This window comes from Spirosoma knui (assembly GCF_054780635.1).
Genome location: NZ_BAAGVY010000001.1, coordinates 583,203 through 606,055 on the forward strand (window position 1 = coordinate 583,203; position 22,853 = coordinate 606,055).

24 protein-coding genes and 1 riboswitch are annotated in these 22,853 nt (G+C 49.3%); of the genes, 8 read left to right on the forward strand and 16 right to left on the reverse strand.

Annotated elements, in window-relative coordinates; all coding sequences use genetic code 11:
- Nucleotides 1-40: 40 nt before the first annotated feature.
- The 12 genes from ACYVIY_RS02370 to ACYVIY_RS02425 all read right to left on the reverse strand — a co-directional run bounded on the left by ACYVIY_RS02370 (nt 41) and on the right by ACYVIY_RS02425 (nt 9,825).
- The gene (locus ACYVIY_RS02370) at nt 41-1,150 is read right to left on the reverse strand and encodes a tail fiber domain-containing protein (protein ID WP_460974651.1); all 1,110 of its coding nucleotides are present in this window, start codon (nt 1,148-1,150) and stop codon (nt 41-43) included.
- A 70-nt stretch (nt 1,151-1,220) separates the two neighbouring features.
- Nucleotides 1,221-1,685 (reverse strand): GNAT family N-acetyltransferase, encoded by a 465-nt coding sequence (locus tag ACYVIY_RS02375; protein WP_460974652.1) that lies wholly within the window; start codon nt 1,683-1,685, stop codon nt 1,221-1,223.
- The gene (gene pseG / locus ACYVIY_RS02380; RefSeq protein ID WP_460974653.1) at nt 1,667-2,689 is read right to left on the reverse strand and encodes a UDP-2,4-diacetamido-2,4,6-trideoxy-beta-L-altropyranose hydrolase; all 1,023 of its coding nucleotides are present in this window, start codon (nt 2,687-2,689) and stop codon (nt 1,667-1,669) included. The genes ACYVIY_RS02375 and pseG overlap by 19 nt, the downstream gene beginning before the upstream one ends.
- A gap of 42 nt (nt 2,690-2,731) precedes the next feature.
- A complete protein-coding gene (gene pseF / locus ACYVIY_RS02385) occupies nt 2,732-3,418 on the reverse strand; it encodes a pseudaminic acid cytidylyltransferase (protein ID WP_460974654.1) in 687 nt (228 codons plus the stop codon).
- A 2-nt stretch (nt 3,419-3,420) separates the two neighbouring features.
- Complete coding sequence (gene pseC, locus ACYVIY_RS02390; RefSeq protein WP_460974655.1) at nt 3,421-4,596, reverse strand: UDP-4-amino-4,6-dideoxy-N-acetyl-beta-L-altrosamine transaminase; 1,176 nt, start codon at nt 4,594-4,596, stop codon at nt 3,421-3,423.
- Nucleotides 4,589-5,041 carry a hypothetical protein gene (locus tag ACYVIY_RS02395; protein WP_460974656.1) on the reverse strand — a complete coding sequence of 151 codons (453 nt, stop codon included), beginning with the start codon at nt 5,039-5,041 and terminating at the stop codon, nt 4,589-4,591. Before ACYVIY_RS02395 ends, pseC begins: the two co-directional genes overlap by 8 nt.
- Nucleotides 5,042-5,049: 8 nt before the next feature.
- Nucleotides 5,050-5,451 carry a helix-turn-helix domain-containing protein gene (locus ACYVIY_RS02400; protein ID WP_460974657.1) on the reverse strand — a complete coding sequence of 134 codons (402 nt, stop codon included), beginning with the start codon at nt 5,449-5,451 and terminating at the stop codon, nt 5,050-5,052.
- A gap of 2 nt (nt 5,452-5,453) precedes the next feature.
- Nucleotides 5,454-5,840: a hypothetical protein gene (locus ACYVIY_RS02405; protein WP_460974658.1), complete on the reverse strand. Its 387-nt coding sequence runs from the start codon at nt 5,838-5,840 to the stop codon at nt 5,454-5,456.
- A 42-nt stretch (nt 5,841-5,882) separates the two neighbouring features.
- Nucleotides 5,883-6,899: a UDP-N-acetylglucosamine 4,6-dehydratase (inverting) gene (pseB, locus tag ACYVIY_RS02410; protein WP_460974659.1), complete on the reverse strand. Its 1,017-nt coding sequence runs from the start codon at nt 6,897-6,899 to the stop codon at nt 5,883-5,885.
- Nucleotides 6,900-6,958: 59 nt separating this feature from the next.
- Nucleotides 6,959-7,870 (reverse strand): hypothetical protein, encoded by a 912-nt coding sequence (locus ACYVIY_RS02415; protein WP_460974660.1) that lies wholly within the window; start codon nt 7,868-7,870, stop codon nt 6,959-6,961.
- 99 nt (nt 7,871-7,969) lie between these two features.
- Nucleotides 7,970-8,926 carry a GNAT family N-acetyltransferase gene (locus ACYVIY_RS02420; RefSeq protein ID WP_460974661.1) on the reverse strand — a complete coding sequence of 319 codons (957 nt, stop codon included), beginning with the start codon at nt 8,924-8,926 and terminating at the stop codon, nt 7,970-7,972.
- A 14-nt stretch (nt 8,927-8,940) separates the two neighbouring features.
- On the reverse strand, nt 8,941-9,825 hold the full coding sequence (locus ACYVIY_RS02425; RefSeq protein ID WP_460974662.1) for a Ppx/GppA phosphatase family protein: 885 nt from the start codon (nt 9,823-9,825) through the stop codon (nt 8,941-8,943).
- Nucleotides 9,826-9,935: 110 nt separating this feature from the next.
- A riboswitch (SAM riboswitch) is annotated at nt 9,936-10,045 on the forward strand.
- A 112-nt stretch (nt 10,046-10,157) separates the two neighbouring features.
- Between ACYVIY_RS02425 and metH the strand changes: the two genes are divergently transcribed.
- Nucleotides 10,158-13,943, forward strand: coding sequence for a methionine synthase (gene metH, locus ACYVIY_RS02430; RefSeq protein ID WP_460974663.1), 3,786 nt, complete (start codon nt 10,158-10,160; stop codon nt 13,941-13,943).
- Between the two features lie 77 nt (nt 13,944-14,020).
- Here the strand turns inward: metH and ACYVIY_RS02435 are convergent, their stop codons facing one another.
- Nucleotides 14,021-14,575 (reverse strand): fasciclin domain-containing protein, encoded by a 555-nt coding sequence (locus ACYVIY_RS02435; protein WP_460974664.1) that lies wholly within the window; start codon nt 14,573-14,575, stop codon nt 14,021-14,023.
- Between the two features lie 493 nt (nt 14,576-15,068).
- On the opposite strand from ACYVIY_RS02435, the gene ACYVIY_RS02440 reads away from it, so the two are divergent.
- From ACYVIY_RS02440 to ACYVIY_RS02470, 7 genes are all read left to right on the forward strand, one after another.
- The gene (locus ACYVIY_RS02440) at nt 15,069-15,281 is read left to right on the forward strand and encodes a hypothetical protein (RefSeq protein WP_460974665.1); all 213 of its coding nucleotides are present in this window, start codon (nt 15,069-15,071) and stop codon (nt 15,279-15,281) included.
- Between the two features lie 42 nt (nt 15,282-15,323).
- Complete coding sequence (locus tag ACYVIY_RS02445) at nt 15,324-15,971, forward strand: hypothetical protein (protein WP_460974666.1); 648 nt, start codon at nt 15,324-15,326, stop codon at nt 15,969-15,971.
- Entirely contained in the window at nt 15,947-16,753 is an 807-nt protein-coding gene (locus ACYVIY_RS02450; protein ID WP_460974667.1) for a sensor histidine kinase, read from the forward strand. Before ACYVIY_RS02445 ends, ACYVIY_RS02450 begins: the two co-directional genes overlap by 25 nt.
- Nucleotides 16,754-16,855: 102 nt before the next feature.
- Complete coding sequence (locus ACYVIY_RS02455; protein ID WP_460974668.1) at nt 16,856-17,503, forward strand: response regulator; 648 nt, start codon at nt 16,856-16,858, stop codon at nt 17,501-17,503.
- Nucleotides 17,504-17,591: 88 nt separating this feature from the next.
- Nucleotides 17,592-18,620, forward strand: coding sequence for a dipeptide epimerase (locus ACYVIY_RS02460; protein ID WP_460974669.1), 1,029 nt, complete (start codon nt 17,592-17,594; stop codon nt 18,618-18,620).
- Nucleotides 18,621-18,624: 4 nt separating this feature from the next.
- Nucleotides 18,625-19,716 (forward strand): aminotransferase class I/II-fold pyridoxal phosphate-dependent enzyme, encoded by a 1,092-nt coding sequence (locus ACYVIY_RS02465; RefSeq protein WP_460974670.1) that lies wholly within the window; start codon nt 18,625-18,627, stop codon nt 19,714-19,716.
- A 98-nt stretch (nt 19,717-19,814) separates the two neighbouring features.
- Complete coding sequence (locus ACYVIY_RS02470) at nt 19,815-20,261, forward strand: hypothetical protein (protein WP_460974671.1); 447 nt, start codon at nt 19,815-19,817, stop codon at nt 20,259-20,261.
- Nucleotides 20,262-20,263: 2 nt separating this feature from the next.
- Here ACYVIY_RS02470 and ACYVIY_RS02475 read toward each other — a convergent pair whose 3' ends face one another.
- From ACYVIY_RS02475 to ACYVIY_RS02485, 3 genes are read right to left on the reverse strand one after another with little or no spacing between them, the layout of a single operon-like run.
- On the reverse strand, nt 20,264-21,100 hold the full coding sequence (locus ACYVIY_RS02475; protein WP_460974672.1) for a sugar phosphate isomerase/epimerase family protein: 837 nt from the start codon (nt 21,098-21,100) through the stop codon (nt 20,264-20,266).
- 30 nt (nt 21,101-21,130) lie between these two features.
- Complete coding sequence (locus tag ACYVIY_RS02480) at nt 21,131-22,042, reverse strand: 2-oxoadipate dioxygenase/decarboxylase family protein (RefSeq protein WP_460974673.1); 912 nt, start codon at nt 22,040-22,042, stop codon at nt 21,131-21,133.
- 39 nt (nt 22,043-22,081) lie between these two features.
- Nucleotides 22,082-22,825, reverse strand: a complete 744-nt coding sequence (locus tag ACYVIY_RS02485) for an acyl-[acyl-carrier-protein] thioesterase (protein WP_460974674.1) — start codon at nt 22,823-22,825, stop codon at nt 22,082-22,084.
- Nucleotides 22,826-22,853: the final 28 nt, after the last annotated feature.

Here is a 22,853-nt window from a genome sequence, read left to right on the forward strand (position 1 = left end):
AGCGATACGTTGAACAGTTCTATAACGTAGTAGTAGCAGCTTATCTTTTTTTCAACGTATTTACCTCAAGTTGGAGCTGTTTAATCAACTCACTTTGCTTATTAATCAATAGTTGTTGTTCCTTTATTGCTTCCGTCAATAGTGGTATTACACCATCATAATTTAAAAACTTAATGCCCTCAGCGTTTTGTGATACCGCTTCGGGCAGCACCTGCTCCACCTCTTGCGCGAGAAACCCAACCTCGCGTTGAGTTACCTGACCTCGCCAGTTGTAAAAGTAGCCGTTTAAGCTATTAACTTTCTGAAGCGCTCCGGTCATTCGGGTTACATTTGATTTCGTACGTTCGTCTGACATCATACGTAATGTCCCGTACACAGCAAGTTTTGCACCTTCAACAGGGGCTCCGCCTAAACCTACGCTAGTACCATTGTCGGTTATCTGACTGTTCTGTAAGCTGCCTGATGCATTCAGCTTAGGTACATTATTCGGAGTCGACGCACCGCTAATCGAAGTCAGAGTCGAGTTCGCGGGTAAGTCATACCGGCTAAGGTTACCATTTCCATCGGCCATAATGAGACCAGTACCTAGCCCAGACGGAACACCCGCAAACCGAACAGTACCGGTGGTGTGCAGTTGTGCTGTAGCAGACATAGTACCGACACCAAGATTACCGTTCGCCTGCATCTGCATATAAACAGTAGTGTAATTACGCCAAGCAAATAAAGGTCTACTTGATATGGTGGTTCCTCCAGTCGTAATTGTATTGTCTGTATGCTTTCTTGCATCGAATAGCATCATTGGCCAATCTCCCGTGTCTCCATTGTAATCGGTTACACCTGCTAGAGTTAAGGTTGATCCACTTGGTAAGCTCTGATTATAAGCTAGTAGTACAGGGTTAAAGCCATTTGTCGTCGTTCCATTTCTGAACCCTATAAAATCGGAAGGAGCGTGGGTTACGCCAACACGGAGAAGTTCGTTAAATGTCTCAGCATTAGGGTTTCCTTTCAAAATAGATACTTTACCCGTAACAGTTGACGGAAGGGTAATCTGGGTTTCATCTCCGTTGTCTACCCATTTGTCGGGAGTTGGATCTTGCCCAAAGGTTCGAAGAGATACCAGAAGAAGTACGGAAGAAAGTACAAGACGCATGTAGTTGTTAACAATATATCTGTGAGTAAAACAATCGGATGAAATCGACTGCTAAAATTGCATTAAATGTCTACTTTGTACTATAATAATACACTAAGCTTTGTATACTTAGCTGATCCACTTTGTGCGAGAATGTAAATCCAGCTTTCTCAAACGACCGGATAGACGCCTGATTGTCAGCTTTAATATACGCGTGAATGAGTACGTCGCCCCATTGCTCTCGGCAAGCGACACAGCCTTGTCGAATTAATTCGCTGGCTAGTCCCCTTCCCCGGAAGTGAGTGTCTACTGATACCCCAATGATAACTTCACCTGATGTACGTTCGAAACGCACTTGCCCAACGGGTGTTCCCGCTTCGTTGCTGAACATGAGTAGCAACGCATTGGCATCTGCCAGCTTTCGGGAAAACCAACATTCATGGGTTTCCAATGAAATAGGGTCGGAGTTGAACGATTGACGACGCGTATCCGGATCGTTCGCCCAGTCAAAATAGAGCGGTGAATCTTCAGGAGTAGCTAAACGATAGGTGAGCATAAGCGGTCGAATAAAGCCCGGAAGCGTTCGGGGGAGCGGCCGTCGAAATATCGGCGCTGATTTTTAACGATGAGTTGCCGAACGTTGGCATATTCCGCAGACGTACCAATCCCAATGTTGCCCGCTATGTCATCAAGTGAAATAGTACTGGGACAAACGTTCGCTAAACTATTATTAACCAGAAATGAACTGATGCGGGCCTGATTGTCCGCCGTTTCAATGGCAATTAGTGGCCTGCCGATGCTGCACACTTCATACGCGACGGTGCTGCAGGAGGTAATGGCGAGCTGGCATTTCAGTAACTCGGCTACCATCTGGTCGGCCGTCAGATTCGACAGGATGTGAAGGTGTTTAAACTGACTTTGCAACGCTTCAACGGCTGGCCGGTTGCTCTGAAGAGGACCAACTACAATATGAATGCGCCACTCCTGCCTTATTTGGTCGAAATATCTCCGCAAACCGTTTAATACTCTCAGTGACGTATTGCTCGGATCGGCACCACCCAGACTAATAAAAATGGGACCTTCGGGAGGGACAGGCGTAGGTGGGATAAAAAACGCAGGACGCAGCAAGGCGTAGCGAGGACCTAACAGAAACTGTGTGTACACCTCCGCCTGATAATCTTCGGGTGTAAGGCTCCCTGCATGATTAATAACAATGTCAGCTACCTGATGGCTGCTCACCAGATCATCGATATACACCAGTTTCTTGGCCTTGGCTCGCACAGCTCGTTGGTACGATTCGTTGAAATCATAACCATCCAGCACAACGATTGTCTCAAGATCTAAACTGGGAAGGAAAGCAGCTACCTCGTTGGAATCCAGCGGGATCACCATCAGACCTTTCTCCTCAACCAGTTCGACTACCGCCTGTGAGGGTCGCACAATGGCGAAACGTCGTTCATAGTCGCTTCCGAGCATTTCGGCCAGAGCCAAACACCGCATGATGTGGCCAAGGCCAATCTGAGGGCTACCATCAGCGCGGAAAAGAATCGTTTTCGACATAGTGCTACGTCAGGTTCCGCTAGCAGTCGGTTTTATCGGTCGCTAGCGGGATAACAGTTGATATTTTAACTCGGCTACCTGCCAGTCTTCTTCGTTATCGATATCCTGCGCCTGCATTTCGGAGATGACAAGGCCACTCGTGTTATCGGTCAGTAATCGTCCCTTCTGTTGAAAGACCGTTACGTTAAAGAAATAGAACTGGCCAGCGTCGTGATAGGCTGGCTGCAAATCCTGCGATCGAGCTAGCGCATGTTCGGGCTGTAACCAGGTCAGCCGGTCGTCTTTGAACGTAACGGCCCGTTGTACCGGAAACCCGAACCGCTGTACGGGAAAGACGCAATCGAGAGCACCCGACTGGAGCTTGTCAAAAGCTTGCTGCAACAGTTCAGGGTTCACAAAAGGGGCCGTTGGATACAGGCAGCAGGCCATTGTGAATGTTTTGCCAGCCTGCGCATAAGCTGTGAGTACTTCGTTCAGGACATCGGCGGTTGTTGCAAAATCATCCGCCGTTGCCGCGCTTCGGCGAAAGGGTACAGAGGCACCATGCTGTTCTGCTAACTCGGCAATTTCGTCATCGTCCGTCGACACCATCACTTCATCGAACAAGCCTGATTGTAAGGCTGTTTCAATGGAGTACAACATGATCGGTTTGCCTAAAAATGGCCGAATAACTTTTCGTGGAATTCGCTTACTGCCGCCACGGGCGGTAATGATCGCTACGTTGCCCATAACTAACCGCAGTAGTCGCGTACGGACTTGATTACATACGCCTGTTCCTCATCCGTCAGCGTTGGGTACATCGGCAGGCTGAGGCAACGGGCGTAGTAGCACTCAGCGTTTGGAAAATCACCCGGTTTCCAGCCAAACTGACGGTAATAAGGCATTAGGTGCACCGGAATGTAATGCACCTGGGCCATTATATTCTGCATTCGTAAGAAGTCGTATAACCCTTTCCTGTCGTCGACCTGAATCACGTAAAGATGATAAGCGTGACCAACTCCGGCTGGCGGAATAATCGTTGTTACGTTTGTACCCGCAAAAGCTTCGTCGTAACGTTTTGCGATGGTCAGTCGGCGATTGAGCATGTCGTCGGCGCGCTGAATCTGGCTTAGCCCTAAAGCCGCCTGCATGTCGGTCAGGCGATAATTATACCCCAGTTCCTGCAATTCCATGTACCAGCCACCCCGTTCAGGGTTACCGGGTTCAAACTCGCTCAGCTCCGCTGGCTTATTCGTGATGCCGTGCGTTCTGAGTCGAAGCAAATGGTTGTACAGCGCTTCGTCATTCGTCGTAATCATACCGCCTTCGCCGGCAGCAATGTGCTTAACCGGGTGGAAGCTGAAAATCGCTAACTCTGCCAGTGAGCCGTCGCCACATCGATGAGTCACTCCTTTCTGGTCAACAAATGACCCTCCGGGCGCATGACAGGCATCTTCGAGCAGCCACAAGCCATACTCATCGGCTAATTGACGAAAGGTCGATAAGTCAACCGGGTATCCGGCAAAATCCACTGGAATAATACCGGAGAAGTATCCTTTGGGGTGCTGTTCTACTAACGCACGCACCGCGTTGATGTCAAGTAGAGCGGTGTTGGGGTCAATGTCAGCAAAATAGACTTCCCCCCCGCAGTACCGAACGCAGTTCGCTGAGGCTGAAAACGTAATAGGCGTTGTGATGACGCGGGTTCCTTCCTGTACGCCCAGCGCCATACAACACAGATGCAAAGCCGCTGTACCATTCGCCACCGCAACGGCGTATTGACAACCGATGTACTTAGCAAACGCTGCTTCAAAGTCGCCGATATGAGGCCCCTGGGTCAGGAACGGGCCACGAAGTACGTCAACGACCGCAGTAATATCTTCGTCGGTAATGTGCTGGCGGCCGTAGGGAATGGGGTGTTCAGGCATTATCTACTATACTACTAGAGTCTTGAATAATTTGATCGGATCGAATGAGGGGTAGGTAACATTTAGCTAAGACAGTTCCAGCAGTTTTAACGAATAAGATTCCTCGAATGGTTGGAGTAACAATATCCAAGAGAAAGCGGGCTAAATTTTTATCAAATACATACAGCTCGTTTTCTTGCCTAAAGACTTCCTCAAAGTTGCCAATATAGAAGGTCATCTCATTCACATACTTCAAAACTAGTTTAGCATTCACTGTGTCATAGTCTTGAACGTATCGTACTTCAGTGGTAAGCGTAATAGTCTTCGAATCTCCGTACGCAACCATATCTTTTCCTTCAATCTGAATTCCTAATTGGGACAGATCTGGATTCATGTCATACGAAAAGAGCGCAAAAAACTCTATATCACGAATGGATTCTATTCTTAAATCAACGTGTCCTTTCATAAATGAAGCTAGGCAGTCTGCACTCTCAAATCTTGGCTATACTTATCATCTTCGCTCGAACTCGAATAAGGTAGATCTTGAAGTTGATTAACTCGATATACCGCCTTGAATACATACGGAGAATTATTGGATCTGCGGTTGTCTTCAACGGTACATTCCTGCAAGTCTGAATACTGAATTTGAGGAACTTTGCCGATTGCCAGGGCCAAATCAACTAGTTTGCTGATCTTATGGTCGAAGTCGCCATTCAACAACTGAGAGACGTACCCCTTGGTTACATTTAACTGATCAGCTAATTGAGCACGAGATATTCCCTGCTCGTTCATGTACTGCTCAATCTGGCTGTATAGATCCAGCTGAATCTTAGTAATCCAATATTCTCTACTTCCAAGTAATTCTTCTCTGGTCATGGCTAAAGCGAATTTAAGTACTGTTCTTTCAAAGACCGGAAGCGTTTGAAGTCGGCTTTCTGAGTTGTCTTAAAACCGCCCAGAATTATAATTTTTCCGTTAGACTTTTTTATGGCGTAAACGCGTAAGTGTTTCGATTTGAACTCGTACTCTTTAACGACTACACCTTCTGGAGTTACGTCTCTGAACTTCGTATCAGGTAATGAGTTGCCGTTAGCAATGTATTCCATATAGGTGAGCAACGTTCTATACTCACTTAAAAAGCGCTTATCCGTTTTTTGTAACAACTCTTCGAATAGAGTCAGTTGCCCAATCTCATCTATCACTAATTCGTCTAACTCCTGTTTAGCATTAACTGCCTGCACTTTCCTTAATGCAAAGGTACTCATAAAGGTTTAGTTAAAGCTAAACTAGGCGGAAAGCGTAAAGGACTAAATGGAAAAATTTGGATCGACGTGCTCCCGAATCTGATCGCGTAGCTGCTCTACGTTCAACCAGTCGACGTTGGTACCCGAGTTGTACTTGAAGCCCATTTCGGTGACCCGTCCGTTGAATGCTTTCACATAGTCATCCATACTCCAGGTTGGTGTAGACGGTGTAATCACGTAGTATTTGTCCGTCTCGATGGTGTTCAGCGAGTCGGTTTCAGTAATCATCTCCTCATGTAGTTTTTCGCCGGGACGAATACCAACGATACGTTGCTCGCAATCTGGACCGATGGCCGTAGCTACGTCTGTGATTCGGTACGATGGAATTTTGGGAACGAAAACCTCTCCACCCCAGGCATGTTCCAGCGCATACAACACCATCTCAACGCCTTCTTCGAGCGAGATATTGAAGCGAGTCATGTCAGGGTGCGTAATAGGAAGTACACCGTCTTTCCGCTTTTCTAAAAAGAAAGGTACGACCGATCCGCGCGACCCGATGACGTTGCCATAGCGAACTACCGAAAAACGTAGGTCGCGGCTGCCTTTCATATTGTTGGCGGCCACGAACAGTTTGTCGGAGCAAAGCTTCGTAGCTCCATACAGATTGATCGGAGCGGCCGCTTTATCGGTTGACAGGGCTACAACCCGTTGAACCCCATTATCCAGGGCTGCATTGATGACGTTTTCGGCCCCAAATACGTTGGTTTTGATGCACTCCATCGGGTTATACTCGGCCGCTGGTACCTGCTTTAGCGCAGCTGCGTGAATAATAATATCAACCCCTTCACAAGCCCGCTTCAGGCGTTCACCGTCGCGCACGTCGCCAATGAAAAACCGGATGGATTTGTATTTCGACTGCGGATAGTGCTGCGACATCTCGAACTGCTTCAGTTCGTCGCGGGAATACACAACCAGTCGTTTCAGGTTTGGATACCGCTGGTATACCATTTCGACAAACTTCTTGCCGAACGAGCCGGTACCGCCCGTAATCAGAATTGATTTATTCGTTAAGTCAAGCATAAAAATCAGTTAGTGAGTCAGACAGTCGAACCGATCAACCAAGTAACATGTACAAGCTACTAGCCAACGGATCGGGTTACGGCCTGTCCTATTGTAATTCGCTCAAAGGCGTCGATGTAGCTTTTGGCGCTGGCATTTAAGATAGTAACACCCATGTGGTCGGCGTAGTTGCGTAGCACTTCATATCCTCGAAACACTTTGTGCAGAGATAAAAATTGTGACGCCATCGAGAACGTACGTTGCCGCTGCGCATCCGAATAAACGGGCTCATGACGAACATCTTTCGGCTTGTCGTAGAAATGGATTTGCTTAATCAGCAACTGGTTTTTCTCGTCGAGCCGGATCTGCTCGTGCCATGACGTATCAGCCCCGAACAGATAAATTGTGTTGAATCGTCGGTTGATCATTAACGTCAGGGCCGCAATAATAACCGTCTGAGCCCGAGGCATACCTAATCCTCTAGCGTATAGCCAATGCATTAACGATTGAAATCCACTGACAACGGTATAGTTAAAGTAAATTACCTGAATTACTGAGTTGCCCTGGGCAATCTGCCGGAGTAAGTACGAGCCTTTCGCGAAGTGCGGTACATACAACGTCATCGGCCAGTTTACCTGTTCCAGAAACACGCTGAGCGTTCGCCGGATATCGTCACGGTCAGTGGTTTTCTCTGTATACAAAAAGTAGTTTGGATCAGAAATAACGTAATGCTGCGGCTTCAGCTCCACAAAAATTGGCGCATGCGCAAAGTTATTGACGCAGACAATCTCGGTAGTTTTAATAAACTCAAAATGCTGCTCCAGCGATTCGTTCAGCGAAGGGCCATTGCCCAACACCGAACAAGTCGGTAACTGGCGGGCGGGCAAGTGAGTAGCATGGCGGCTGCGCAGGGCAACCTTTACCAACGACAGCAGCGAGGCAAAGAGCTCGCTCAGAAACTGACGGGCAGAATTGTAAATGGACTCAATCATTCGGTCGGCACGGAACAAGTGCCTCTTTTTTTTATACAAAATAACACAAAAAAAGGCAGACCGGCACGGGGCGAAGTTTCGGCACAGGAAGCGCCTGACTCATAATCTTTTCTCAACGACCAGCTTGGGTGATTCCTGGGCACCAAGGTTACGTTTGAACTGGATTAAGCTGGGTTTCGGCAGCTGGTTACCGTCTACGGATAGACCCAAATCGAGCAGGCTGATCCCTAGCTGCTGGCAGTAACGGTACAGTCCATCAATGAGCATAACCATTGGGCTGTAGGTTCGATAATCGGCATGAGATCCGGGAAGAAAGCTATACAGAATAGTGTCGGATACACGTACCGTAATCACAAGAGCGGCTATTCGTTCGTAGTTCATCACGGCAAATACTGAAAACTGATCCCGAAACTGATACAATACGTCTTTTAATCGTTCGGGCGTAATGCTGAGCCGGTAGCCGCGCTGTTGATACGTAGTGCCAAGAAACGTAATAGCGGCATCCATGTCCGGATCTTGCCAGTGTATAAACTGAAAGCCGGCACGCTGGCATTTTCTCAACCGTCTGCGTTCCGACTGGGCCAGGTGAGCCTCGAAAGGTTTGTGTGAAACCGGAATGTAAAATGTCGGGTGAGTAGACACCGTACAAAAGCCTTGTTCCGCAAAAAGTTGGTGCAATCGGTCGGTTTGTTCAGGGGCGTAACAGCGGGGGTAGTTGACGAGCCGCAACGTACTGGCCCCCGCTTTTTTACTTGTTTCGATTAGCGCCGTCAGGAGATCAAGGAGCACCGCATCGGGTAGATTCGAGGCAAATTCGATGGAGCCAAACGGAGCGGCCAGCGGACTAACCGTTGCGGTTGGCTCCCAAAAAATGGTGCAGCGGGCTTCGGCTAGCTGCGTAGCCTTGTTCAGTGCACTTACCGTGTAAAACGGCCGCTGACCTTGCTGACGGATGTGAGCCGGGTCATTGAACAGAAAACCGGTTTGCCAGAATTGAGGAGGAGCCGAAGGGCTATGTTGGCCAACTATCGTGTAAAAAGCCGTTTCTGTGCCCAACGCTTTTGAATCGGTTAAACGCGCTTCTTTTTCCGATAGTTAGAATAAACCAACTGGATTATCCCATCCTTTAAGCCCAGATCAGGCACAATGATGCGGGAGGCTCCGGCCCATTTCATGACCGAAATGTAAATGTCGGCAGCAGGCACGATTACGTCGGCGCGGTCGGCGTTCAGGCGAAGTTTATTGATTCGGTCTTCCAGACTAAAGCCGGCGATGTAATTACGAACCCGTTCAATCTCCTCCCGCGTAGTATCCACTTCGCCCGTTTTAGCGGCCAGATTAAACAACTTGCTGATGTTGCCGCCCGTACCGACGGCCGTTACTTCCTGCAAGGAGTCTACGTTCTCTTCGACCCAATCTTCAATTTTTCGCCACGCTCCTTTGGTCTCTTTGCCTTCCAGCAGTCGTACGGATCCGATCTTGAAGGATTTCGAATTGATTTTTTGCCGGTTTTTATAGATGTTCAGTTCGGTGCTGCCCCCGCCAACATCAATGTGCAGGAACTGACGGTCGTCCAGCGCCTGAACCACTACGTTATTGATGAGTTCAGCTTCTTTCTGACCGTCGATGATGTGAATTTTTACGCCGGTTGATGCTTCGATACGTTTAGCAATCTCGTGACCGTTGGAGGCCTCGCGCATAGCCGACGTAGCACACGCCATATAACATTCTACTTCATGCAGTTCCATCAGCAGCTTATAAACCTGCATGAGCTTAGCCGTTCGTGCTTCACTTTCGGACGTTAACTCGCCGAAGTTAAAGACGTCGTGGCCGAGTCGGAGCGGAAATCGTACGTATTCGACGCGTTTAAAGCTAACAACGTCGTCATTATGTAATACCGTTGAGATTTGCAGACGGGCTGCGTTGGAACCGATATCGATGGCTGCCAGTTTCATTGTGTAAAGCGTGAAAGAGCGAACGTTTTATACACTCATTCACTCTTTTGTTCGGGTCAAAAGTAACGCATTTTTGGCGACTATGACGAGATTCTGTACCTTTGCTAAAATGCTTATCAAGAAAGACGGAGGGATTGGACCCGATGATGTCTTGGCAACCAGCCGCTTACCGGAAAAGGTGCCGCGTTCCACCCCAGATAGATGTGGGGACAGATAAGTTAGCGTTTCCGCTGCCTTCGCCTGTTTCTGATAAGCCTTCGTTTTAGAACCAATATCATTTCGGTGCAAACATTCGTGTTTGTTTCGTTCTACGCTATAACTTGTTGTATCGCTTGAAATCGATTACAAACCTTCTCCAGGAACGTATCCTCGTGCTTGATGGCGCGATGGGGACGATGATCCAACGCTATAACCTCACCGACGCTGATTATCGGGGAGAGCGGTTTAAAGACTTCCCGCACGACATTAAAGGTAACAATGACTTATTGTCGATTACCAAACCGGTGGTTATTCAGGAAATCCACCGTAAGTATCTTGACGCAGGCGCTGACATTATAGAGACTAATACCTTCAGTAGTACGACAGTTGCTATGGCCGATTACTATATGGAGGATCTGGTCTATGAACTGAATTATGAATCAGCACGGATTGCCAAAGAAGTAGCCGATGAGTATACCCGTCAGAATCCCGAAAAGCCCCGGTTCGTGGCCGGAGCGATGGGGCCGACCAACCGGTTGGCTTCGATGTCGCCCGATGTGAACAATCCTGGCTATCGTGCCATTACGTTCGACCAGTTAGTCGAAGCGTTCTACACGCAGGTTAGTGGATTGGTAGAAGGGGGTGCTGATCTATTACTGGTCGAAACCATTACCGATACCCTTAATGCCAAGGCCGCGCTATTTGCCATTGATCGGTATTTTGCCGAAAAAGGCCAAACGTCGCTGCCTATTATGGTGTCGGGAACAATTACGGATGCTTCCGGACGCACGTTGTCAGGGCAGACAACCGAAGCATTTTTGTATTCTGTGTCACATCTGCCCCTGCTCAGCGTTGGGTTAAACTGTGCGATGGGGGCAGAGCTATTACGTCCATATGTACAGACGTTAGCAAAGGAATCTCCGTTCTATACGTCGGCCTATCCAAATGCTGGTCTGCCCAACGAATTTGGGGAATATGACCAAACACCCGATGAAATGGCTGATCAAATCGAAGGCTTCATTCGGGATAGTTTCGTCAATATAGTAGGTGGTTGCTGTGGCTCTACGCCGGATCACATCCAGGCGATTGCGCAGGTGGCCGCTAAATACCCGCCCCGGCAATTACCGCAACCTGAACCGTATCAGAAGCTGAGCGGTCTGGAGCCGCTAAAAATTACGGAGCAAACTAACTTCCTCAACGTTGGCGAGCGCACGAACGTAACGGGTTCGAAGAAGTTTGCCCGACTCATCAAGGAAGGTAATTACGACGAAGCGTTGAGTATTGCCCGTGGTCAGGTCGAGGGCGGAGCGCAGGTGATCGACGTCAACATGGACGAAGGTATGCTTGATTCGGTGGAGGCCATGACGACCTTCCTGAACCTGATTGCTGCCGAACCCGACATCGCTCGTGTGCCGATCATGGTCGATTCCTCGAAGTGGGAAGTGATCGAAGCAGGGCTGAAATGCGTGCAGGGAAAAGCCATTGTTAACTCCATTTCGTTGAAAGAAGGGGAGGAGGCATTCATCGAGCGGGCTAATCTGGTTAAGCGCTATGGGGCAGCTGCCGTGGTGATGGCCTTTGACGAAACCGGCCAGGCCGATTCCTACGAGCGACGTATTCAGATCTGCGAACGGGCGTACCGTATCCTGGTCGACAAGGTTAAGTTTCCACCGCAGGACATTATTTTCGACCCCAACATCCTGACCGTTGCAACGGGTATCGAAGAGCACAACAATTACGCCGTTGACTTTATCAATGCCACGCGCTGGATTAAGCAAAACCTACCACTGGCCAAAGTAAGCGGGGGCGTATCGAACATTTCGTTCAGTTTCCGGGGCAATGACGTAGTACGCGAAGCCATGCACTCAGCTTTTCTGTACCATGCCATCCGAGCTGGTCTGGATATGGGTATCGTAAATGCCGGTCAGCTCGAAGTGTACGACAACATCCCCAAAGACCTGCTCGAACGCTGTGAAGACGTCCTGCTTAACCGCCGTCCTGATGCTACGGAGCGTCTGGTTGACTTTGCTGAAACGGTAAAAGCGAAAGGCAAGGAAGTTGTTCAGGATGAAAGCTGGCGCTTGGAACCCGTTAACGAACGACTCAAACATGCGCTCGTTAAAGGCATTACCGACTATATCGATCAGGACGTTGAAGAAGCGCGGCAGCAATTTGAGCGCCCCCTCGAAGTGATCGAAGGTCCGTTGATGGACGGTATGAACGTAGTGGGCGATCTGTTCGGGGAGGGCAAAATGTTCCTGCCCCAGGTTGTGAAATCGGCGCGGGTCATGAAAAAAGCCGTAGCCTATTTGTTTCCGTTCATTGAGGCTGAAAAAGAGAAGAGCGGTAGCACACAGGTTGCCGGTAAAATTCTCCTGGCAACCGTAAAAGGTGACGTTCACGACATTGGCAAGAATATCGTTGGCGTAGTACTCGGCTGTAACAACTACGAGATCATCGACCTCGGGGTGATGGTGCCGACCCAGAAGATTCTCGAAGAAGCGCGTAAACAGAACGTGGACATTATCGGTCTGAGCGGTTTAATTACGCCTTCGCTTGACGAAATGGTTGGTGTGGCCAAGGAAATGGAGCGGCAAGGGTTTACCATTCCACTGCTCATTGGGGGGGCTACTACATCGCGGATTCACACGGCCGTCAAAATTGACCCGCATTACTCTGGCCCTGTTGTTCACGTGCTCGATGCGAGCCGGAGTGTGCCCGTAGCTGGTCGGCTGAACAATGAAAACCATACGGTTCGAGATGACATCTTCCGGGAAATAAAAGCTGAATACGTAAAGCTTCGTGAGGATCACGCCCGGCGTCGGCAGGACAAAGCCAGCCTGACCATCGAGAAGGCCCGCGACAATCGCACCGTTATTGACTGGAGCAAGTTCGAGCCAACTAAACCTGCGTTCCTGGGTAATCGTTATTTTGAGGAGTATTCTATAGAAGAGTTGGCCAAGTATATTGACTGGACGCCTTTCTTCCAGACCTGGCAATTGCACGGAAAGTACCCAGCCATTTTTGAAGACGCTGTAGTTGGTTCCGAAGCGCGCAAACTCTTTAACGATGCGAGCCAGTTGCTGCAGGAAATTATTGATAATAAGTTGTTGAAGGCAAAGGCCGTTGTTGGCTTTTTCCCCGCTAACTCAGCGGATGACGACGTATTACTTCACGATTTTGAAGAGTATACGCGTGAAATTCCCTGCGAACGGCACGGATCGCACAGTCATATCGAATACAAAATCTCGCGGGCGCAATCGCAGACTGCGGTTAGCTCAGCAGGTGAGCTGATCTACGATACCAAAACGGTGTTGCACTTCCTGCGCCAGCAGAATCAAAAGGCACCGGGTTTGCCGAACTTCTGTCTGTCTGATTTCATCGCTCCGCTGGAGAGTGGCCGTGAAGATTACATTGGCGGGTTTGCCGTAACGGCTGGCATCGGTATCGAAGCGTTGCTCGAAAAATACGAGCGTGACCACGACGATTATAACAGCATCATGGTCAAGGCTATTGCCGACCGGCTAGCCGAAGCCTTTGCTGAACGGATGCACGAACGGGTACGTAAAGAATTCTGGCCGTATGCTACCGATGAACGTCTGAGTAACGAAGAGTTAATTAAAGAAAAATACCAGGGCATTCGGCCAGCCCCAGGTTATCCGGCCTGCCCGGATCATACCGAGAAAGGTACGTTGTTCGAGTTGCTGGACGCCAATAAGATCGGGATTGAACTAACCGAAAGTTATGCCATGTACCCGGCTTCGTCGGTAAGTGGTTTCTACTTCTCACACCCTGAATCGAAATATTTTGCCGTTGGTAAGATCAACAAAGATCAGGTCCTGGATTATGCCATGCGGAAAGATATGCCCGTCGAAGAAATCGAAAGATGGCTGTCGCCCGTGCTGAGCTACGATGCGTAACTCTGGGTGAATGACGTAATTAAAAAAGCCCGGCTGAATAATCAGCCGGGCTTTTCTGATATAAACATGATGGATGCTTACTGAGGCAGCAGAACCGTATCGATAACGTGGATAACGCCGTTCGACTGGTTGACGTCAGGAATTGTTACCGTTGCCATACCGCCTTTCGCGTCGGTCAGCTCGATTTTCTTGCCTTTCTGCATCGCGGTCAGCGTACCACCTGCTACGGTTGTCAGGGTTGCTTTACCACCCCCATCAGCAATTGCTTTCATCAGGTCGGCCGCGCTCATCTTACCCGATACAACGTGGTAGGTCAGGATGCTGGTCAACGTAGCTTTGTTTTCTGGCTTTACCAGCGTTTCTACCGTGCCCTTAGGCAATTTGTCAAACGCCTTGTTTGTAGGAGCAAATACCGTGAATGGACCAGCGCCCTGAAGAGTTTCTACCAGGCCAGCCGCTTTAACAGCCGCTACCAGTGTGGTGTGATCCTTCGAGTTCACTGCATTTTCAACAATATTCTTCGATGGATACATGGGAGCACCACCGACCGTTACGGTTTTTTCTTGAGCGAACGAAACCTGAGCGGCTGTAAGTAAAGCAAGTAGCGAAAAAACGAATTTGAACGTTTTCATTTGTCTGTGTTCAGTTGAATTGAGAAAAAAGTTGTTATGTGTGATCGATCAACGGACAGACTTACGCAGGTGCTGGCGGGTTCGGATTTAAAAGCCGTAAAAAAACTGGATAAAGAGTAGAGCGAACGTAGCGGTAATAGGGCGGGAAGAGATGCCAAGGCCCTAAAAGTCAGATCGCCGGACCAAGGTCCGGCGAATCTGTTTGGGAAGGGAACATAAATGAATGTGAATAGAATAAGCGTTACAAAGCTCGCAGCTTCGTAGTTGAAAAAGTAGGGGGAATGCGCCTGAAAAAGACCGGAAAAAAGCGGTATTTAAATACGGGAAATTTCCCGTATTTAAGCAGATAGTTATTTTTATAAGAATATAATTTACTGATAGTCAAATTGTTGGCTTAAGGTTATTGTCCGATGTAATACTCTAGGCTTTTAAATTAACCACTTTAATCCTATTTTACTATGAATAATCCTTACCCGAAAAATTGATAAGTAATATGCTGGAATTTGTATTCAAAAAAGCCGAGATGAAGCAGCTGATCGACAGTTCAGGTGAAGCTGACGAAGGCAATGTCGTGGTCAGATTACGGTTTGATCACAAAACCGGCGATTCGTTCCCGGCTTACATAACCGCTTACTGCGAGCGAGCCGTGAACGAGATGACGACTCGAGAAATAGGCGGCTGTCCTCGCCCGCCCGGTTGCGATTAATGCGTATTTTTACCGGTATATAAACTAGCCGCCCAGCGAGCAATGTGGCATACACTTGCCCGAGTAATTGATTACCTCGATACTGTTCCTCCTTTGTTTTTACTAGTACTTGCTCTGACCTCGATGGGTTGGGGGAGGAGAGATTATATCCTGTACTACTTGGGTTGTCAGTTCCTGTTTAACGGATACGCTAATTTCCTGAATGAGTTGAAACGGGACAACCTATTCGCGTACTCGCTCAACTTCGCCTGGACCAATTTCCTGCTCTCCCAGTTTTTTATAAAGCTTTATTCAAATCGGTATTTTACCTGGCTGCTGCTATTGAGCACGCTGCTTTATCAGGTAAACGTATTGAGTACTACCCAAACGGCTTCCACAACGGCTACGTTTGATTCGTCATCGTTTGGCCTGGTTAGTCTGTTAATGACCCTCTATTGTATAGTATACTACACGAAGCAATTGTCGCAGCAACCGACAGAAAACATCCTGACGGTTCGCAATTTCTGGTATGTCAACGGGCTGTTCACCTATTATACCAGTAACTTCTTTATATTCTTGACGTACAATGCTTTAACTAAGATGAATGTTGCTAACATCGTCGTAATATGGAGGGTTCATAACGTAGTATTTCTGATAATGTGCGTATATTTCTTTGTCGGACTACGATGCAAAACTTCACCGGGGGAATAGAAATCGTCATGCTGGCGACTGCCTTCCTATTTCTTATTTCAGTGACTCCGATCCTGTTCGTGTTCCTGCATCGGCGCCAGTACCAGCGTTACCTGAGCGAGAAAGAGCAGCTCCGGAGCGTATACCAACAGGAACTTCTTCAATCACAGCTAGAAACCCAGAACCAGACTCTTCAGCAGATCGGCCAGGAACTGCACGATCATATCGGTCAGCTCTTAACGGTGGCGGTCATGCGCTTGAATAACCTTGAGGATGAAGTGACTGACCCCGATGCCCAGGGTTCGGTACAGCAAACGCGTGATCTGGTCAGTACCATCATCACCGATGTACGAACACTGGCAAAAACTCTGGATCATGATACGGTTCGTCACTTCGGTCTGCGCGATAGCCTTGCGTTTGAACTGGAGCGGATTCGTCATGTTGGTCGTCAGCAAACAACGCTTCAGGTAACCGGCGAGCCTTATTCATTAGGGGCAGATAGCGATGTGATTGTGTTCCGAATGATACAGGAAGCACTGAATAATGCGCTTAAACACGCAAAAGCCCAGGCGTTAACCGTATTGCTCGACTATCAAAAAACGACGCTTTCTGTCTCAGTCGTTGATGATGGCGTCGGATTTGTGATTAACGAATCAGCGGGTCGCAGCATTGATCAGATAGGCTCGGGTTTGCGAAATTTGCACCGCCGGGCTACGCTGCTGGGGGGAGAATGTTTGATACAAAGTAAGCCCGGTAACGGAACCTCCCTGCAAATTAAATTGCCACGTAACCATACCGTTTAAAATGTTGTGAGTTTAATGAGTAAAAATACCCTGATCGGGGTATTGTATTTGTTGATGTAACTGCCTACTTTTCAGCTAATAACCTCATACTACCCTGTTTTCATGTCCACCACCATTGCTATAGCCGATGACCACCAGTTGGTCGCCGAAGCTATGTCTGAATTAATCCGAAAGTTTGAGGGGTACGAGGTTGTGTTTGTGGTCGAAAACGGCCGCGAGTTGCTCGATCGAATTCGTCGGGGGCCCGTTCCCGACATTGCCCTTGTCGATTTAAGTATGCCCGTTATGGATGGCTTCGAAACGGCCGCCCAGCTCCGTCAGCATTATCCAACTGTTCGCGTGTTAGCCTTGTCCATGACCGACAAGGAGGAATCAATTGTGCGTATGATCCGAAGTGGCGCGCGGGGTTATCTATTGAAAGGCAGCCGACCATCTGAGCTGCGACAGGCCCTGAGCGACGTAATGACAAAAGGATTTTTCTACACCGATTTTTTAACCACTAAACTGATTGGTAACTTGAGTACTTCCCACACCTCCAACCCCTTAGGCTCGTTTAACCTCAATAATCGTGAATACGATTTTTTGAAGATGGCCTGTAGTGAACTGACTTACAATGACATCGCTGATCGGATGTGCGTTAGCCCGCGCACAGTAGACGGTTATCGAGAGGTCGTCTTCCAGAAAATGGGCGTCCGAACCCGCGTCGGAATGGTCATTGAAGCCGTTCGGCATGGATTAGTCCAGTTGTGATTGAACGTAGAACAGCACGTAAGGAGTTTGGATAAACCTGTACCTTTACACCCGAACTTCTTACGTTATTCTTGTTGCGATCACATTCATGGAGTTGCTTTTTCACCGCGTTGATCTTCGTTTAAAACATACGTTTACCATTGCTCACGATAGTCGTGATGTACAGCCGACCTTACTCGTAGAGCTACGTGACAGCGTCTACAGCGGCTTTGGCGAAGCAACAGCTACGCGTTATTACGGGATCACCATTGATGGCATGATTGCCGCTCTTGAAGCACTTCGGGAACGTATTGAATCGTATACCCTAACCGATCCGGAAGCGTTCTGGGCCGATATGCAGCCCCATCTGGCGCAGCATCCGTTTGCGTTATGTGCGCTGGACCAGGCCGCCTGGGACCTGTGGGCGAAGAAGCAGGAGCAACCCCTGTATAAGCTCTGGAACCTTGATCCCGCTACTAGTCCTCTGACGAATTACACCATCGGTTTAGATACGCCCGAGCGAATGCTCGAAAAGATGCAGGAATGGCCCTGGCCCTTGTACAAAATCAAGTTAGGCCGCCCGGAAACCGATCTGGACGTAGTGAAGCTGTTACGTCATCATACAGATGCATTGTTTCGGATTGACGCCAACTGTGGGTGGGAAGCGGCCGATGCCATCGCCAAATCGCGGGTTCTAGCAGACTTAGGCGTTGAGTTTATTGAGCAGCCGCTTCCGGCTAACGACTGGGCGGGTGCTAAAGCGGTGTTTGACCAGAGTGCCTTGCCGGTCATGGCCGATGAAAGCTGCATTGTTGAGGCCGACGTTGATCGGTGCGCGGGCTATTTTCACGGAGTAAACATCAAGCTAACCAAGTGCGGAGGGCTGACCCCCGCCCGACGCATGATTCGTCGTGCCCGTGAACTGGGGTTGCGCGTTATGGTTGGCTGCATGACTGAGTCCAGCGTGGGAATTTCGGCCATCGCTCAGTTGTTGCCCTTGCTCGATTACGCTGATCTGGATGGTTCGCTGCTCATTGCCAACGACCCAGCTACTGGCGTTACGTTCAACTACGGCCAGGTTATTTACGCTGCGGAAAATGGTACCGGAGCCCAATTGGTAGTGCGTGAATCCCGATAACGTAATGAGTGACACGTTTACCATCGATCACCTTCCGGGTCGTACGATTCAGTATAACGGGAGTAACTACTTATTTTTTAGCGGAACGGCGTACCTGGGCTTGCCACAACACCCTGCTTTTCAGCAACTGGTGCTGGATAGTATTCGACGGTACGGGAGCGTTTTCGGAAGCTCGCGGAACGGGAATCTCCGGATTGGCGTGTATGAGGAAGCCGAAGCAAAGCTGGCTGCGTTCGTTGGGGCACCCGCTGCCTTGACGCTATCGTCCGGAATGATGGCTGGTCAGGCCGTTGTTCGTTTATTGGAAGGGCAAAATCACGTATTCGTCTACGGGCCAAAGGCGCACCCGGCTCTCTGGAATCAGCCTACTGTTACGTTGCCAACGGCGTCGTTTGCGGACTGGGTAGCGCAGTTGCCCGGGCAGTTAAGAGCCATTGCCCGTGAGAATCATCCGGAACAACCCATTGCCGTGTTCGTCAACTCACTCGATGCGGTTTGTTCGGACTATTATGCGTTCGACTGGGTCGATACGTTACCCGCTGAATTGCCCATAACCCTCATTGTTGACGATTCGCATGGCTTGGGAGTGCTGAACGACGGTCGGGGTATATGGCCGCAGATTCCTCAAAAAACAGATACCTCTGGGAAGCAACTGCGCTTGCTGGTGACGGCGTCATTAGCCAAGGCGATGGGATTACCGGGCGGGGCTGTGCTGGGCGACTCCAAGCTGATTGCAGAGTTACGCCAATCCGCGTTTTTTGGTGCGTGTTCCCCCATACCACCTGCCTACCTGGATGCTTACCTAAAAGCCGACCATTTGTATACCGAAGGACGGGAGCGCCTTCAACAAAACGTGCTGCTGGCCGAAAAGCTGCTGCTCCCCACTGGCCTGTTTCGCCATGCAATGGGTTATCCGGTTTTCTTTACCGAACAGGACGACTTGTATCCTCATCTGTTGGCGCACAACATTTTTATCTATTCATTCGCTTACCCAACGGCGGCTGATCGGGCGAATACCCGAATTGTGATCAGTGCTTTTCACGAATTTGCGGATGTGCAGCAACTAGCCGAACGGGTGTATACGTACTGCTTTTAAGCAGGAGGCTCGACAAGACCGTTGCCTCGGTATTTAAAATAATCTACAGTTGCAGTAGGGTAATTGGCGTTTAGCAATAAACCGATTACCAAACTGTTATGAAAAAGAGTATTCTTTTCGTCTTGACTGTACTTGCCTTTGCTGCCTGTAAGAAAGACAATGATCCTGCGCCGAACGATCCGGCAACGGCTGTATCCGGCAATTATACGATCCGGTCGTTTCTATATATTGATGGAGCCGACACCATAAATCTGCCTACCTTGCCCGCTTCCAGTCAGGGCATATCCGTTTCCGGAACGCTCACCGCAGCCCGGAGCACGTCAAACTTCGTCAACCTACTATTAACGCTTAAGCAAACCGGAGCTACGGACAGCACGTTGCCAATTGATAGCGTTGAGGTACGTCAAACCGGCAACTCGTACGGGCTGTATCTGGACGATACGTCGTTAGGCACTGCCGATGGCTCCACGATTAACTTCAACGTAGCCGAGACGGACCCGCAAACGAATGAACCGTTTATTATACGGTTTGAGGCCCGCAAGTAGGGTTACTTTAAACCCGATAGAAAGGTGAGGCTGGCGGGTACCTGGTCCATCGATCGCGACGATTCATCTTCGATGAAGAAATGCTTGACGCCCGACTTTTTAGCTTGCTTCATAATGTCGGCAATGCCGATGTCGCCCTGCCCTAATGTTACGTTCGACTCTACGTCGGCGCGGCCATTGTTGCTGTCAGGGGTGCCCGGCTTACGGTCTTTCAGGTGCATGAGCGGGAAGCGTTTCGGGTACTTCTGTAGCAAGGCGACGGGGTTGTAACCGGGCGATTTTACCCAGAATACATCCATCTCAAAATTAACGTATTTGGGGTCGAAGTTTTCGGCCAGGTAATCGAAGAATGTACCGTCCTGATACGTCTGAAACTCGTAACCGTGGGTGTGGTAGCAAAATATAAGGCCGTTATCGGCCAGCAGTTTTCCAGCCGTATTGAATACGTCGATTGCCTGATCTGCATCCTGAATACGAAATGCATCACCTGGGTGGGGAATCCAGGCGCAGGTAACGTATTTCGCGCCTAATGCCTTCGCTTCGGCAATTATTTTAGGGACGTTTGAGTCGAGGTCTTCAAAACTGGCTCCGGTGCTAATGGCTTTGATGCCGTTCTGATCGAGCAGCTTCCGGAAGTCGGTGAGGCTGAGTCCGTAGGTGCCAGCAATTTCGGCTTCGCGAAACCCCATCTGCTTCACCTTGGCCATTGTGCCTGGAACGTCTTTGGCAAACTGGCTGCGAAAACTGTATAACTGGATGCCGACAGGCGCTGGTTTTTGAGCCAGCGCTGCGGTCGTCAGCAGGAGTCCGGCAATTAATGAGATTACACGCGTTTTCATGGTGGTTAAGAGTTAGGAGCGGGTCGTCTTTTATCGGTCCGTTTGCGTCGTAAATGTACTTTCGAAGATTTTATCGGCATTGCCGGTTTCAAAACCTTCGCGCCGATGGGCACGGGTGATCTCCTCGGCCGGAAGATGGTTGAACTGGGGTAATATCCGACGCTCGGCAAATTCGACGTAAGAGCCCGCAATTCGGAACGTATCACCGTCCGCAAAATCGGCATCAATCAGTTGGGCTACGGTTGAAGCCTGCCGTAGATCACCATCCGGACTTACCTTAATCGTGCCACCTGCTGAATTGAGTTTGAAGCCTCTGGCTTGCAGAAAAGCCACGAACTCATCGATTGTGTTATAACCGGGTTTGAGGTTATGCACACTGATGGTGAAGTGGTTGAGGTAATAACGGTTGTAAATTACCCAGGCGGCATATTCGCTTTCAGCCAGCAGTGTTTTGTAATCGCTGAGGGTGGGTGTGGTCCAAAGGGGCTGGTGCAGAAACTGGTCAACTGCCCCGGCATCGTCTAGGTCGAGGTCGTCAACGGGATCACTCGTTACGGTATCTGTGTAGCGGTGGACAATTTGCTGGGCTTCGTCGGACAGTTCCTGCACGCGCAGTTCACTAGCGAAAATACGAGGAAAACTAGGTTTGGGTGGCGCGTACCAATACGCCGTTAGCTTCTTCTCGGTGAAGTTGTATTCATCGCGCCTTTCGTAGCCGTAGTGCATGAATATCTTCTCGAACGAAGCTAATCCCAGGTTCGGTACGCCCATTGTCCGGAAAGCGATATGATCATTTTCGATTTCATCCGCCGACTGAACAATGCCTCCATCGATCATGGAATCGATTACGTTTTGTACATCCGGAACGCGTTCGCTGTACCGGCGCATTAAACCGTTCAGGACGGCTTCTGCTGTCTGAATTTTAGTTGGTGAAGTGGTCATGCCTATTTTGTTAGCAAGGAGGTTAAGGTAACGAATATACTACGTCCACCGGGTGCGGGCCAGCAGTACGTCTTTGCCTGAGTCGACCTGCTCAATCCGATGAAGCATACTAGACTCCGTTTCGTCCGCCGACTGTATCCGCAATTGATCCCGCCAATGACTTTCTGTTCGGAAAACTAAATCAATTTCGGCTAATTCCCGCGTTTGCAGCGTCTCATTGTCAACCGCTTCGAGCAGCCACTGCACGTACGCTACATTATTGACGTGCTGATTCTGATCAATACTAAGCCAGCCTACTTCGACCTGCCTATCGGCAATACCTTCGAAGGAAGCGTTCTGGAAATCGGGTTTGAGAGACAGTTTAGGCAATGGCTCAACGCCCGAAGGCACTGCTAACTGCCTGATAAAGTCGGGTAGAGGAACCATGGTACGTTTATCGATCGAGAACACAAGCCAGGTGCTTACCGCATCAGCCAGTAAGGTCCCATCCTCGGTAAGCACTCGAAAATCGCGATGAATAAAGAATTTTTCGACCGATGTGGGATAGGTCATCACCCGAATCGTCTGGCCGTAGCGCGGGTACTGATGAACCCGTAACCGAAAGCGCATCAGCATCCAGCCAAAGCCTCGTTGCGCCAGGTCAGCAATGCCGATGCCGTAGTCAATGGCGTTGCGATTGGCCGACTCCTGCATCAGATTCATTAAAGCCGGTATACTCATTCGACCGAATGCATCACACTCGTAGCCACGTAGGATAAACGTGTCTGTCTGGATAAAGCTCATGCAGTAAAGGTACTGCAGAGGGCACAAA

What these genes read in the sequence shown, in the direction of transcription:
- ACYVIY_RS02370 (WP_460974651.1), bottom strand. Translation starts at nt 1,150, where the DNA reads ATGCGTCTTGTACTTTCTTCCGTACTTCTTCTGGTATCTCTTCGAACC.
- ACYVIY_RS02375 (WP_460974652.1), bottom strand. Translation starts at nt 1,685, where the DNA reads ATGCTCACCTATCGTTTAGCTACTCCTGAAGATTCACCGCTCTATTTT.
- pseG (WP_460974653.1), bottom strand. Translation starts at nt 2,689, where the DNA reads ATGTCGAAAACGATTCTTTTCCGCGCTGATGGTAGCCCTCAGATTGGC.
- pseF (WP_460974654.1), bottom strand. Translation starts at nt 3,418, where the DNA reads ATGGGCAACGTAGCGATCATTACCGCCCGTGGCGGCAGTAAGCGAATT.
- pseC (WP_460974655.1), bottom strand. Translation starts at nt 4,596, where the DNA reads ATGCCTGAACACCCCATTCCCTACGGCCGCCAGCACATTACCGACGAA.
- ACYVIY_RS02395 (WP_460974656.1), bottom strand. Translation starts at nt 5,041, where the DNA reads ATGAAAGGACACGTTGATTTAAGAATAGAATCCATTCGTGATATAGAG.
- ACYVIY_RS02400 (WP_460974657.1), bottom strand. Translation starts at nt 5,451, where the DNA reads ATGACCAGAGAAGAATTACTTGGAAGTAGAGAATATTGGATTACTAAG.
- ACYVIY_RS02405 (WP_460974658.1), bottom strand. Translation starts at nt 5,840, where the DNA reads ATGAGTACCTTTGCATTAAGGAAAGTGCAGGCAGTTAATGCTAAACAG.
- pseB (WP_460974659.1), bottom strand. Translation starts at nt 6,899, where the DNA reads ATGCTTGACTTAACGAATAAATCAATTCTGATTACGGGCGGTACCGGC.
- ACYVIY_RS02415 (WP_460974660.1), bottom strand. Translation starts at nt 7,870, where the DNA reads ATGATTGAGTCCATTTACAATTCTGCCCGTCAGTTTCTGAGCGAGCTC.
- ACYVIY_RS02425 (WP_460974662.1), bottom strand. Translation starts at nt 9,825, where the DNA reads ATGAAACTGGCAGCCATCGATATCGGTTCCAACGCAGCCCGTCTGCAA.
- ACYVIY_RS02435 (WP_460974664.1), bottom strand. Translation starts at nt 14,575, where the DNA reads ATGAAAACGTTCAAATTCGTTTTTTCGCTACTTGCTTTACTTACAGCC.
- ACYVIY_RS02440 (WP_460974665.1), top strand. Translation starts at nt 15,069, where the DNA reads ATGCTGGAATTTGTATTCAAAAAAGCCGAGATGAAGCAGCTGATCGAC.
- ACYVIY_RS02445 (WP_460974666.1), top strand. Translation starts at nt 15,324, where the DNA reads ATGTGGCATACACTTGCCCGAGTAATTGATTACCTCGATACTGTTCCT.
- ACYVIY_RS02450 (WP_460974667.1), top strand. Translation starts at nt 15,947, where the DNA reads ATGCAAAACTTCACCGGGGGAATAGAAATCGTCATGCTGGCGACTGCC.
- ACYVIY_RS02455 (WP_460974668.1), top strand. Translation starts at nt 16,856, where the DNA reads ATGTCCACCACCATTGCTATAGCCGATGACCACCAGTTGGTCGCCGAA.
- ACYVIY_RS02460 (WP_460974669.1), top strand. Translation starts at nt 17,592, where the DNA reads ATGGAGTTGCTTTTTCACCGCGTTGATCTTCGTTTAAAACATACGTTT.
- ACYVIY_RS02465 (WP_460974670.1), top strand. Translation starts at nt 18,625, where the DNA reads ATGAGTGACACGTTTACCATCGATCACCTTCCGGGTCGTACGATTCAG.
- ACYVIY_RS02470 (WP_460974671.1), top strand. Translation starts at nt 19,815, where the DNA reads ATGAAAAAGAGTATTCTTTTCGTCTTGACTGTACTTGCCTTTGCTGCC.
- ACYVIY_RS02475 (WP_460974672.1), bottom strand. Translation starts at nt 21,100, where the DNA reads ATGAAAACGCGTGTAATCTCATTAATTGCCGGACTCCTGCTGACGACC.
- ACYVIY_RS02480 (WP_460974673.1), bottom strand. Translation starts at nt 22,042, where the DNA reads ATGACCACTTCACCAACTAAAATTCAGACAGCAGAAGCCGTCCTGAAC.
- ACYVIY_RS02485 (WP_460974674.1), bottom strand. Translation starts at nt 22,825, where the DNA reads ATGAGCTTTATCCAGACAGACACGTTTATCCTACGTGGCTACGAGTGT.